The organism is Paraburkholderia bannensis (assembly GCF_014200455.1).
Classification (GTDB): domain Bacteria; phylum Pseudomonadota; class Gammaproteobacteria; order Burkholderiales; family Burkholderiaceae; genus Paraburkholderia; species Paraburkholderia bannensis_A.
Window position 1 is genome coordinate 135,279 of sequence record NZ_JACHBW010000016.1, and the last position, 11,885, is coordinate 147,163.

The window sequence follows — 11,885 nt, forward strand, 5'->3', positions numbered from 1 at the left end:
TCAAACCGCGATGAACTCGATGCGGTCGCGCCCCGCACGCTTCGCCGCATAGAGCATCTGGTCCGCGCGCTGATACATGTCCCACGGCGTGGCCGTGGTTTCATGCTCCGGCGCATGTCCGGGCCTGCGTGCGCGCCACGCGATGCCCATGCTGATCGTCAGCGTGTGGCCCTGCAACTCGCGTTGCGGCGGCTCCAGCGTTCTCACCGCCTGTTGCAGGCACTGTGCCGCGCGCAGCGTTTCGCACGCCGATCCGGCAAACAGCAGCACGCAGAATTCATCGCCGCCCAGTCTGAACAGATAATCGTCGCCGCTGCGCAGACCGCCCGTCACCACGCGGGCGACGGCGCGCAGCACGCGGTCGCCAGCGTGGTGGCCATGCGTGTCGTTGATGAGCTTGAAATGGTCGATATCGAATACGCAGAGCGCCGCAGTATGCGTGCGCTCGCGCAATCGGGCGTCATGCGCCAGCACCACTTCCAGATAACGCCGGTTATAGGCGCCAGTGAGCGCATCGGTCACCGAGAGTTCGGCGAGCGCGGCATTTTCCGCTTCCAGTTCGCGAATTCGGCTCATCAGATGGTGCCGCTCGCCGCGCAAATGCGTAGGCAGTATCGATGCGCGACGCGTGCGCCGTTTCAGCGGCGGCGGATGAGGTCGGGCGCGCGCAGCGTAAATCACGCGCCTGGCGAAGGCGTTCTTGTTGGACATAGGGTCTCTGCGTGTGGCTGTCATGCCTGTCGTGACCGGTTGGGCCGCTCCTGCGCCTGATGCGAAATTCAATCAGCAGGCTGATGAAGTGAGCCGCCGGATGTTTTTTTGCATTATCAGCGAGGCACGCGTGCGGAACTGTCAGGCATTGTCAAACGCAAATCACCCGGCATATCCATCAATATGACTGGGCATTACCTCACATGGGGATTTCGGACGTGAGCTTGATTTTCTGCATGGGAATATCGGTCTTTACGCTTTGCACGCCGGGAATACGCGTCAGATATTCCATCAGGAAACGCCGATATTCATCGAGATCGGCCGCCACGATGCGCAGCAGAAAATCGCAGTCGCCCGCCATCAGATGACACTCGACCACGTCCGGGAACTGGCGCACGGCCTCGGCGAAACTGTCCACCGTATGCGCGTCCTGCCCCTTGAGCCACACGCGCGCGAAGACCGTCAGCGCCTTGCCGACCTTGGCCGGATCGAGCACGGCCACGTATTTTTCGATCACGCCCGCCTCTTCGAGCAGACGCACGCGCCGCAGACACGGTGACGGCGACAGCCCCACCTGCTGGGCCAGATCGACGTTCTGCAAACGGCCGTCGCGCTGCAGGGCGTTGAGGATGCGGCGGTCGATGGCGTCGAGCTTCAGATGGCTTTCCATGTCGTTCTTTTGCTGATTTGTAGCATTGAGTGCCAAATTCTCGCGCCTGCATGGCCACAACGCAACCCGATTCGAACGTGTTCAGCAGAAAATATCGCCTTTGCAGGAATTGTAATTATCATGAGCAGTGTGCCTACCTCTGCCGCCTCCGCGCGGCGTTCCATCGATACTTCCGAAGTCGCGCGCGGCATGCGCGCCGCGCTGCCCATCATGCTGGGCTTCATCCCGTTTGCCCTTGTGCTGGGCGCCCAGGCCGCGCAAAAGGGCCTGAGCAATATCGAAGTTCCGCTGATGACCGGCGTGAATTTCGCGGGGGGGTCCGAATTCACGGCCGTGCGCCTGTGGACTTCGCCGCCGCATATCGCGCTGATCGTGGCGATGTCCTTTCTCGTCAATGCGCGTCACATTCTGATGAGCGCGGCTTTCGCGCAATATATCCGCCACGTCCCGCTGCGCCGTGCGCTGCCCGCGCTGTTCCTGATGTGCGACGAAAGCTGGGCGATGGCGATGGCCGACGCGAAGGTCAACGGCACCGGGCGCGTGAGCATGGCCTATTACATGGGCGTCGCGATCAACCTGTGGCTTACGTGGGTGTCGTTCACGGCGCTGGGCGCGGTGCTCGGGCCCGTGCTGGGCGACGTGCAGCGCTATGGATTCGACATGGCCTTCACCGCTGTTTTTCTGGTGCTGCTCAAGGGCATGTGGAAGGGCGTGGGTGCGAGCCTGCCGTGGATCGTGAGTCTCGTGGTGGCGGCTGTGACCTACCTCTATGTGCCGGGCGCCTGGTATGTGGGGGCAGGCGCGTGCGCGGGCCTGCTGACGGCCGTGCTGCGGGAGCCGGGCCATGCTTGAAGGCAACACGCTCGCCACCCTGGCGACCATCTTCCTGATGGCCGCGACCACTTACCTCACGCGCATCATCGGCTACGTGGCGCTGCGTGACCGCACGCTCAGCCCGCGCATGCGCGCGGTGATGGAGAACGTGCCGGGCTGCGTGTTGATCTCGGTGATCGCACCGGCGTTCGTCTCGCGCGATCCCGCCGATCTCGCGGCGCTCGCCATCACGCTGTTCGCCGCGACGCGGCTCTCCTTGCTGCCGACGGTGCTGATCGGCGTGGCGGCAACAGGCATACTGAGGCATGTTTTCGGCTAGCACCGCCGGCCGGCTTCAATCGACCACGTAGACCGCATAACAATGAACGAGACACCCGCGCTGACGCAGGACCACTGGATCGCCGGCCCCACGGGCAAGCTGTTCGCACGTAGCTGGGCATATGGCGATCCCGCAGGGCGGGCCCCCATCGTGCTGCTGCACGACTCGCTGGGTTGCGTCGCGCTCTGGGGCACGTTTGCGCAAACCCTTGCGCGCGCAACGAACCGGCGCGTGATCGCTTACGATCGCGCGGGCTTTGGCGCTTCGGATGCGCGTGCAGACCGGCCTGGCGCGCAGTTCGTGCGCGACGAAGCCGTGCGCTTTTTCCCGGCGCTTTGCGAGCACCTGGCCATCGATCGCTTTATCGCCTTCGGCCATAGCGTGGGCGGCGGCATGGCAATCGAATGCGCCGCGCTGCATGCTGCGCAATGCGCCGCGCTCGTGAGCGAGGCCGCGCAGACCTTCGTGGAAGACCTCACGCGTGCGGGTATTCGCGCCGCCCAGGCGCAGTTTCGCGATCCCGCACAGTTCGCGCGTCTTGCGCGCTATCACGGCGACAAGACGCAATGGGTGCTGGATGCGTGGATCGAGACGTGGCTCTCGCCTGAATTCGCCGACTGGTCGCTCGATGCGGTGTTGCCGCGTGTCGCGTGCCCAACGCTGGCGATTCACGGCAGCCTCGACGAATACGGCACGCGCGTGCATCCCGAGCGTATTGCGGCGTACGTGAGCGGTCCTGCGCGCGCCGCGATCATGGAGGGCGTGCGTCATGTTCCGCATCGCGAGCAGGAAGCGCAGGTCGCAGCGATGGTGGCGGAATTTCTCCTGCCGCTTGCGGATTGAGCCGCTTTTTCAGGCACATTCACACGATTGAAAAAAATTTCCCGATTTTTTTCGCGCGGGCCTTCAAAAATCCGGAAGGACTCGATACAATGCCGATCCCTTGCCCAGTGACGACCTGTTCGACACGCAAGCCGGGAAAAGCAGACGGAGCTTCAAGCATCCATTTGCAGGAAATGCCGACGTGGTGAAATTGGTAGACACGCTATCTTGAGGGGGTAGTGGCGAAAGCTGTGCGAGTTCGAGTCTCGCCGTCGGCACCAGAATTCATCCGGCAAGGTCTTTAAAAGCCTTGTCAGGATTACAGGAAACCCGCGAATGCGTCATGCTTTCGCGGGTTTTTTTCATGGGCGATTGCATTGCGCGCCATCCACGCAGACGAAAGCACGGAGTACACGTTGGGCAGGAAAAAGAGTGCGGAGAAGTTGAAAGTCGTCGCGGTGCGCGTCGATCCGGCGATCGAGCGCCGATTGCGGTTGCTGGCCGAAACCACGGGCCGCAAGCCATCTTATTTTCTGCAGCAGTTGATCGAAGGCGGTCTGGGCGCGCTGGAACAGCAATGGTTGCCGGCGGATGTGCTCGCTCAGGTCAGAGCGGGGACGGTCCCCGACCCGGCCAGCTCGCATTCGGTGCCGGATCTGTTTGGCGATCTGGAGCAATAGGCGTGTTGCCATGGGTGCGGGAGAGGTTGGCCTTGCTTGCGGCTTAAGGTCGGGTTAAGGCGCGGTTGAATACAGTCGAAGGTTTTCATTCCCACCATCGGCAAGATGGAGACCGCGCCCATGAATTCGACCGCCAATGTCACGCTCACTCCCGAGGATGCGCTGAGCAAGGTGCCCGCGCTCACGCTCGGTTTCTGGATCATCAAGATCGCGGCTACCACGCTGGGCGAGACCGGCGGCGATTGGGTGACCATGTCGCTGAATCTCGGTTATCTGGTTGGCACGCTGATTTTCCTTGCTGCATTCATTGCGCTGGTGTTCGCCCAGGTTCGCGCGGAGAGTTTCAACGCCTGGCTCTACTGGGCGACCATCATCGCAACCACGACGCTCGGCACCACCCTGGCGGACTTTTGCGATCGCTCGCTGGGCGTGGGTTATCCCGGCGGCGTCGCGGTCATCGTCGCGCTGCTGGCGGCGAGCCTGGGCATCTGGTATCGCTCGGAGGGCACGGTGGCGGTGGAAAGCGTGGCCACGCCCCGCGTCGAATGGTTCTACTGGATCACCATCCTGTTTTCGCAGACGCTGGGCACCGCGCTGGGCGATTGGGTCGCCGACGACGATCGCGGCGGCCTTGGGCTGGGGTTCGAAGTGGGCGCGGCCATCTTCGGTGTGGGTATCGTGATCGTCGGGCTGCTGTGGCTGGGCACGCGCGTATCGCGCACGCTCCTGTTCTGGGCCGCATTCGTGCTCACGCGTCCGTTGGGCGCGACGCTGGGCGACCTGCTCGACAAGCCGGTCGCGCAGGGCGGCCTGGCGGTGAGCCGGCTGTACGCCTCGGGCATTCTGCTGGCGTTTATCGTGGCCTGTATGGTGCTGATTCCGCAACGCGCGGCACAGCGAACAAGCTGATTCGCGCCTGGCGAAATACAGCAAGGCTCCCGCTGCAATGCATGCAGGCGGGAGCCGCTTCCCCCCTTAGCCGACCTTGTTGGCGTGTTCTTTGGCCAGCAGGCGCTGCGCCTGCTGATCGCCGCGATTGGCTTCCTGCGCCGTCTGCACCGAGGTCTCGGTGGCCTCGGCCAACGCCGCGCGCGCGGCATTGCTGATCTTGACCGAATAGGAAGCCGACGACGTGTTTTGTGCAGGCGTCGTCGAGCTTTGCGTTTGCGTGGCGCTGGACGACTGGGCCGTGGCGCTGGTTTGCGCCGATTGACCGCTCGTGGTGGTGGCCGTTGCGACCTGGGTCGCCACGGCCTGGCCGGAAACTGCTTGAATTGCCATCGAATTTCTCCCGATTAAATGAAACGCCGGAATACGGCATTTGCTTTATCGGCGGCGCTTTAAATGCGCTTTAGAAGTATATTTTTTGTAACTTCCGCAATCCTTAAGGTTTGGATAAGCTGGGCTTTAAATGACGATTTAAAGTCGGATTCCTGAATAAAAGCGACTGGCATTCAGTATCCGTCTGGAAGACGGGGCAGCCCAGACTCCGTACGAAGACCTAAAGTTGCCGGTGGAGTTGCGCGGCGAAAGCGCGTATTAGCGCTTCGTTGCGCGCGAGGAAGGTCCATTGACCTACGCGTGTGGTGACCAGCAAGCTCGCATCGACCAGCGTGGCAAGATGGGCTGAAATAGTCGATTGCGCAAGACCGCTGCGTTGCTGGATCGCGCTGACCGGCACGCCGTGGCCCAGATCGATATAGCCCATCGCGAAGGCCTCGCGCGGCGTCTTCAACCATGCGAGGATCTCGCGGCGCAGTGGATTGGCGAGCGCCTTGTGGATCAGGTCGGCGTTCATGGCGGGGTCCTGTCTAGTGGGTTCGAACGCGCGGCAGAGCCTTCGCCGCCGACAACTGCAAGCCCAACGAAGCGCCGATCCGATCCGCAGTCTGCGCGCCCAGGTCTTCCCTGACGAGCGCCAGCGCGAGATGCAAACCGGCGCGCGCACTGCCCGACGAATAGAGCTTGCCGTCCTTGAGACAGGCTTCGCTGGCGAACGCATGGGTGGAGGGAAATTCGTCGGCGAGGCGCTTTACGTAGCGCCGATCCGTCGTGATCCAATGCCTGTCGGCCAGTCCCGCGCGTGCAACCAGCAACGCGCCGCCGCTAAGGCTGGCGATGCGCGGCGTGGCGGCCCCCGCATGGCGCAGCCATTCAACCACTTGCCGACGGTCGGGCGTCATCTCGGCGAGCGGCGATCCCGGCACCACGACGATATCGAATGCACTCGTGGCGTGCGCATAACAGTCTGCCGTGGCAAGCGCGGCGCCACTGGAGGCGAGCACATTGCCGCACGATGGCCCGAGCAGATGCGGCTCGTAGAACGCCTGTTCGTGCAGTCGGTTGGCCTCATGAAACACGTCCATCGCATCGCTGACTTCCAGCAATTGAAAACCGGCATAAAGCATCATTGCGACCTGCATGTGCGATTTCCTCGCTGGCGCAATGGAAAGCGCGGCTGTTGGCCTCGCTGTATGCGCCCAATAGGTTGGATGGAGTTGACGCCGCCAGGCGCTGATAACGCGCAGGAGACGCTTGCAACACGAGGACAGTGTAGTGGGCGGCCTCGCCGCGCGCGGGCCGCGTTGGTGCGTTGAACGGCCAGATAGCGCGTTTTTTGGGCCACGCGGCATGTCTGCCATTTCATTACACAGGCGCAAAAGTCTTTTTACAGGGCCAGGCTGCAAGCCTTTCCGGCGTTGCGTTACTCTGCGTCACGGTCATCGCAATGACCGCCGGATTTTCCGCTCAATCCCGCTTGATTCCTCCTTACCGACCAAGGTTCCAGCATGAAAGTCGCCATTGTGGTGTTCGATGGTGCGCAGGCGCTCGACGTTGCCGGCCCACTCGATGTGTTCGCCGAAGCGAATACCTTTCTCGCCGATCATCAGCATTACGATGTTTCGCTGGTCGGTTACGAGGCGGGCGCTGTGACCTGCTCGAATGGCATGCAACTTGCCGTCTCGTGCGGATTCGCCGAATGCGACGTGCAATGGGACATGCTGCTGGTCGCGGGCGGCCCGCGTGTGCCCGATGCCAGGCCGTCCTCGCCGTTTCTGACCTGGCTGCAACGCCAGGCGCGCGGCGCGGCCCGCTACGGATCGGTGTGCAATGGCGCATTCGTGCTGGGGCGTGCGGGCTTGCTCGACGCCCGCGAGGTCACGACCCACTGGGCCGATGCGGAGCGTTTGTCCGACGAATTCCCGCAGGCCAACGTGCAGTCCGACCGTATTTTCGTGCGCGACGGTCGGCTTTTTACCTCGGCCGGCGTCACGGCGGGCATCGATCTTTGCCTCGCCCTGGTGGCGGAAGACTGGGGGCACGAACTGGCGGTGCGCGTCGCCAAACGGCTGGTCGTCTATATCCAGCGTGAGGGCGGTCAATCGCAGTACAGCCCGTATATGAACGCAGGCAAGGATGAAGACCCGATAATCGCGCGGGTGCACCGCTACGTCAGCGAACATATGACCGAAGCGCTGTCGATCGACGAACTGGCGAATGCAGCGGCGGTTAGCCGACGCACGCTTTCGCGCGTCTTTGCAAAGCATGCGAAGATGACGCCCGCAGTCTACGTCGAACAGGTGCGCGTCGATTCGGCGAGAAAGCTGCTCGCAGAATCGGATGCGCCGCTCAAAACCGTGGCGTACCAATGTGGTTTTCACAGCGCCAGTCATATGCGCACGACCTTTGCACGGCGGCTCAACGTGACGCCGCAGCAATATCGCCAACGTTTCCGCGCAGACTTGCCATTCAACGAGCCCCATGCAATTACCGGATTGTCAGCCCTCGCTGCCTGATATCGTCGAGCCCGGTTTATCGGTGCTGTTTTGCGGCATCAACCCGGGCATGCGCGCGGCGGCTACCGGGCAGCACTTTGCCGGGCGAGGCAACCGATTCTGGCGCGTGCTTCATCTGGCGGGTTTTACGCCCGAAGAATTCCGGCCTGCGGATGGCTATCGCTTGCCGCAATGCGGCTATGGGCTGACGACGGCCGTGGCGCGGCCAACCTCGCGCGCGAGTGAATTGTCGAAGGCCGAGATTCAGGCGTCGGCAGTGGAACTCCAGCTGAAGATTCGCCGTTATGCGCCGCGCTACGTCGCCTTTCTCGGCAAGACGGCGCTCGCAGAAATGACGGGTAAGCGCGATATTGCGTGGGGCCTGCAAAGCGCGGAATTTGCGGGCTCACGTGCATGGGTTTTGCCCAATCCGAGTGGACTCAATCGCAGCTTCAGCCTGGATGCGTTGGCGGCGGCGTATCGTGAATTGCGCATCGCCGCCGCGAGCCGTTAGCGTATTGCCGACTGTATCGGCTACAGCGCCGGCGGGCCCTGAAGGTAGGTGTTTTTGCGCAGCGTTTCGGTCACGAACTCCACGAACGAGCGGATCTTTCCGCTTCTGCCGCGCCGCTCCATATGCAGCAGGCTGACCGGCGTGGAGTCCGGCTCATAGTCGCGCAGGATCGGCAGCAGATCGCCGGCCGAGACTTCAGGCGCGGCTTGATAGGAAAGCAGTTGCGTGACGCCCACGCCATCCATGGCGGCTGAAACGGCAGCGGGCGCTAGATTGACCACCATACGGGGCTGGATACGCACCGGCAATCGCACGGCGTTTTCATAGAACAGCCATTCATGCGGCTGGGACACGCCGGTGAACGACACGCAATCGTGCGCGAGCAGATCGCGCGGATGGATGGGCTCGCCTCGCCCGGCGAGATACGCCGGCGACGCGAAGGTTTGCCGCCGCACCGCACCCAGCTTCACCGCGAATGCCGACGAATCGCCTAAATGGCCGATGCGGATCGCCACATCCACGCCTTCTTCCAGCAGTCGCGTCGGGCGATCGAGATACACGGCGTTGACGTTGACGTCCGGATAACGCAACGCATAGGCATTGACGAGCGGCGCGATAAATCGTTGTCCGAATAACACGGGCGCGGAAATGGTCAGCGTGCCGACGGGATTCCCGCTATCCACGGCGAGATTCGATTCCACATCCGTGATCGCATCGAGCACCTGACGGCAGGTTTCCAGATACGCCATGCCCGCGTCGGTGGCGCGCACCGATCGCGTCGTGCGCGCCAGCAGGTGCGCGCCAAGACGCGCTTCGAGCGAATGGACCGCGCGCGAGACCGCCGCAGCGGACATATTCAGTTTCTCCGAGGCAGCCGTAAAACTGCCTTGATCGACGATGGCGACGAACACTTCCATCTCGCGCAACTTGTCCATGATGGCTCTCCAGAACCGCTTGTGCGCCTTAGCGAAGCACGCATCCGATTTTTAAAAGATTTGATGAGTCGATTGTAGGCAGCGAGCCGCTGGCTGCGATATGGCGCTTTGTCGATTGACCCAAAAGCGCGTTTCAATGACCTGTATTCATCGCGCTCAATCATCGCATGAAGGCCATTTTCAAGGGGCTTTTGCGCTGCCGGGAGCTTGCGCCATCCGCTGGCCGGATTCGCGCCCACGATGGCCCAAAAGCCATCGTGGTTCAGCTTCAATAAAGGTGCGTTGTCTTCGACAATGGATTCACTGCATCGAGTACGCAGTAACGCAAATCCCACAAGCGAGGTTGATATGTTTTCCGCAATGCTTGAAGTGAATCCTGCTCCCGAACAATTCGATGCGTATCTCGGCATGGCAAAAATGCTGCGTCCCGAACTCGAAAAGATCGAGGGTTTTATCGACAACAACCGCTACGCGAGCTTGACGCGCGAAGGCTGGCTGCTTTCGCTGTCGAGCTGGCGCGATGAGAAGTCCCTGATCCGCTGGCGCACCACCACGAAGCACCACAAGATCCAGCAGGCCGCGCGCGATCGCGTGTTTGCCGACTACCGGCTGCGCATCGGACAGACGGTGGCGGATACACGCGTGCCGCAAGGTGAGGCACTCACCGAGCAACGCCTGGACGTGACCGAAGTGGGCGCGGGCAAAGCGGTGACCCTGCTCGACGCGACGCGCGACGCGGCATGGGTCAGGCAGGCGGGTGCTGACGCGGTGCGCGAATCGCTCGGCTTGCCGCTGGACGCCGCAGGCCTTGTGGCATGGGATGCATTCGATGCGTTGATGGCCCCAGGCGACGTGGTCGTGGTGGCGACCTGGCGCGATATGGAGGCTGCCGAAGCGTTCGAGCGTCAAACCGCGCTCGCCGCGGACGCGCGCCTGCGGCACATCCGCATCATCCGCGAATACGGCATGTTCGATCGCCGCGAAGCGCCCCAGTATTTCGAAGAAGCGCAGCGCTGATCGCCATGAACACCGTCCATACCCCGGCAACGCCGATATCGGCCGCGCAGTCGCCCGCCGGCGCCGCGCAACCGGCCGCCACGCCGACACGCTTTACCGCGCGACTGGCCGTGGGTCTGGTCGGCATGTTGCTGGCCTCGTTGCTGGCGATCCTCAACGAACAGGTCACCGCAGCCGCGATGGCCGACATCCAGGGCGCGTTCTCGATCGGCCACGACGACGGCACATGGCTCACCGCCTTGTTCGAAGCGGGCAACGTGGCAATCATGGTGTTCGCGCCGTGGCTGGGCGTGACCTTCACGCTCAAGCGCTTCACCATTGCGGCGGTGATGGCCACCATGTTATTTGGCGTGCTGTGCCCGTTCGCGCCCGACCTGCCCGCGCTGTACGTGTTGCGTGTGCTGCAGGGCATCGCAGGCGGCTGCCTGCCGCCCATGCTGATTATCGTCGCGCTGCGCTATCTGCCGCCGCGCATCAAGCTCTACGGGCTGGCGGGCTATGCGCTCACCGCAACGTTTGGGCCGGCGCTGGGCACGCCGCTGGCAGCGCTGTGGACCGAGTATGTGAGCTGGCGTATGGCGTTCTGGCAGATCGTGCCGCTGGGCCTGCTGTGCTGCGCGGCAATCCAGCAAGGCCTGCCCGCCGACGCCATGAAGCTCGACCGCCTGCGCGAATTCAACTGGACCGGCCTCGTCACGGGGTTTCCCGCGATCGCGATGATCGTGACCGGTCTTTTGCAAGGCGACCGCCTCGACTGGTTCGAATCTCCGCTGATTCGCGTGTTGTTCGGCGGCGGCACGGTGTTGCTCGCGCTCTTTCTCGTCAACGAGTGGTATCGGCCGGTGCCGTTTTTCAAGCTGCAATTGCTCAAGCGCCGCAATTTCACCCATGGCCTCGCCACGCTGCTGGGCACCGTGATTCTGCTGGTGGGCATGGCCGCGATCCCGGGCCAGTATCTGGCTAAGGTGCACGGTTACCGGCCCTTGCAGAGCGCGCCGCTGGCCTTGTTGCTGGCTGTTCCGTTGCTGATCGCGCTGCCCTTGACGGGCGCGCTATTGAACCTGCGCCGGGTGGATTCGCGCTGGGTCATGGCAAGCGGGCTTGCGCTGATGATCGCGACCTGCGCAATGGGCAGCTTCATGACGTCCGACTGGATCCGCAGCAACTTCTATCTGATGCAGTCGCTGCAGATCGCGGCGCAGCCGATGATCATCATGTCGATCCTGATGGGCGTGACCACCGGTTTGCCGCCCACCGAAGGGCCGTTTGCCTCGGCGATGTTCAACACGCTCAAGACGTTTTCCGCCGCGATCGCGACGGGCCTGATCGAGGGTCTGGGCACGGCGCGCGAGCATTTTCATTCAAGCATGCTGGTCGATCAACTGGGCAACCGTGCGTGGCTTGCCAGTGAGGGCAGCGATGCGGCCATAGCCCCGCTGGAACTCGCACATCGCATTCACGAACAGGCCGTCGTGCTGACATCGGCCGATCTCTATCGCGTGCTGGGCTGTATTGCCGTCGCGTTGCTTTTGCTGGTTCCCGTGCTGCCGGTGCGTATCTATCCGCCGTGGAGCACGACGCCGGACTCTTCGAAATAAAGGACGAAT

At 62.6% G+C, this 11,885-nt stretch carries 15 protein-coding genes and 1 tRNA gene; 10 read left to right on the forward strand and 6 right to left on the reverse strand.

The genetic code is table 11. The features are described 5' to 3' along the window. Entirely contained in the window at positions 1 to 576 is a 576-nt protein-coding gene (locus tag F4827_RS25225; protein ID WP_183727898.1) for a GGDEF domain-containing protein, read from the reverse strand. A gap of 334 nt (positions 577 to 910) precedes the next feature. After that, the gene (locus F4827_RS25230; protein ID WP_183728048.1) at positions 911 to 1,369 is read right to left on the reverse strand and encodes an Lrp/AsnC family transcriptional regulator; all 459 of its coding nucleotides are present in this window, start codon (positions 1,367 to 1,369) and stop codon (positions 911 to 913) included. A gap of 132 nt (positions 1,370 to 1,501) precedes the next feature. Between F4827_RS25230 and F4827_RS25235 the strand changes: the two genes are divergently transcribed. From F4827_RS25235 to F4827_RS25260, 6 genes are all read left to right on the forward strand, one after another. Beyond that, on the forward strand, positions 1,502 to 2,233 hold the full coding sequence (locus F4827_RS25235; RefSeq protein ID WP_183727900.1) for an AzlC family ABC transporter permease: 732 nt from the start codon (positions 1,502 to 1,504) through the stop codon (positions 2,231 to 2,233). After that, complete coding sequence (locus tag F4827_RS25240) at positions 2,226 to 2,534, forward strand: AzlD family protein (protein ID WP_183727902.1); 309 nt, start codon at positions 2,226 to 2,228, stop codon at positions 2,532 to 2,534. The genes F4827_RS25235 and F4827_RS25240 overlap by 8 nt, the downstream gene beginning before the upstream one ends. Before the next feature lie 42 nt (positions 2,535 to 2,576). Next, a complete protein-coding gene (locus F4827_RS25245; RefSeq protein WP_183727904.1) occupies positions 2,577 to 3,377 on the forward strand; it encodes an alpha/beta fold hydrolase in 801 nt (266 codons plus the stop codon). Between the two features lie 175 nt (positions 3,378 to 3,552). Next, positions 3,553 to 3,637 (forward strand) — tRNA-Leu (locus F4827_RS25250). A gap of 96 nt (positions 3,638 to 3,733) precedes the next feature. Next, positions 3,734 to 4,036, forward strand: coding sequence for a hypothetical protein (locus F4827_RS25255; protein ID WP_311674312.1), 303 nt, complete (start codon positions 3,734 to 3,736; stop codon positions 4,034 to 4,036). A gap of 120 nt (positions 4,037 to 4,156) precedes the next feature. Further along, positions 4,157 to 4,945, forward strand: a complete 789-nt coding sequence (locus F4827_RS25260) for a hypothetical protein (RefSeq protein WP_183727906.1) — start codon at positions 4,157 to 4,159, stop codon at positions 4,943 to 4,945. Between the two features lie 66 nt (positions 4,946 to 5,011). On the opposite strand, the gene F4827_RS25265 is transcribed toward F4827_RS25260, so the two are convergent. The 3 genes from F4827_RS25265 to F4827_RS25275 all read right to left on the reverse strand — a co-directional run bounded on the left by F4827_RS25265 (position 5,012) and on the right by F4827_RS25275 (position 6,459). Beyond that, a complete protein-coding gene (locus F4827_RS25265) occupies positions 5,012 to 5,317 on the reverse strand; it encodes a hypothetical protein (RefSeq protein WP_183727908.1) in 306 nt (101 codons plus the stop codon). Positions 5,318 to 5,537: 220 nt separating this feature from the next. Next, a complete protein-coding gene (locus tag F4827_RS25270) occupies positions 5,538 to 5,834 on the reverse strand; it encodes a helix-turn-helix transcriptional regulator (protein WP_183727910.1) in 297 nt (98 codons plus the stop codon). 13 nt (positions 5,835 to 5,847) lie between these two features. Continuing rightward, positions 5,848 to 6,459: a DJ-1/PfpI family protein gene (locus tag F4827_RS25275; protein WP_183727913.1), complete on the reverse strand. Its 612-nt coding sequence runs from the start codon at positions 6,457 to 6,459 to the stop codon at positions 5,848 to 5,850. A gap of 366 nt (positions 6,460 to 6,825) precedes the next feature. Between F4827_RS25275 and F4827_RS25280 the strand changes: the two genes are divergently transcribed. After that, positions 6,826 to 7,833: a GlxA family transcriptional regulator gene (locus F4827_RS25280; protein WP_183727915.1), complete on the forward strand. Its 1,008-nt coding sequence runs from the start codon at positions 6,826 to 6,828 to the stop codon at positions 7,831 to 7,833. Then, complete coding sequence (gene mug / locus F4827_RS25285) at positions 7,799 to 8,326, forward strand: G/U mismatch-specific DNA glycosylase (protein ID WP_183727917.1); 528 nt, start codon at positions 7,799 to 7,801, stop codon at positions 8,324 to 8,326. The genes F4827_RS25280 and mug overlap by 35 nt, the downstream gene beginning before the upstream one ends. Positions 8,327 to 8,346: 20 nt before the next feature. Here mug and F4827_RS25290 read toward each other — a convergent pair whose 3' ends face one another. Continuing rightward, a complete protein-coding gene (locus F4827_RS25290) occupies positions 8,347 to 9,261 on the reverse strand; it encodes a LysR family transcriptional regulator (RefSeq protein ID WP_183727919.1) in 915 nt (304 codons plus the stop codon). 348 nt (positions 9,262 to 9,609) lie between these two features. On the opposite strand from F4827_RS25290, the gene F4827_RS25295 reads away from it, so the two are divergent. Then, positions 9,610 to 10,278, forward strand: coding sequence for an antibiotic biosynthesis monooxygenase (locus F4827_RS25295; protein WP_183727921.1), 669 nt, complete (start codon positions 9,610 to 9,612; stop codon positions 10,276 to 10,278). Between the two features lie 5 nt (positions 10,279 to 10,283). Continuing rightward, positions 10,284 to 11,876: an MFS transporter gene (locus F4827_RS25300; RefSeq protein WP_183727922.1), complete on the forward strand. Its 1,593-nt coding sequence runs from the start codon at positions 10,284 to 10,286 to the stop codon at positions 11,874 to 11,876. Positions 11,877 to 11,885 lie beyond the last annotated feature (9 nt).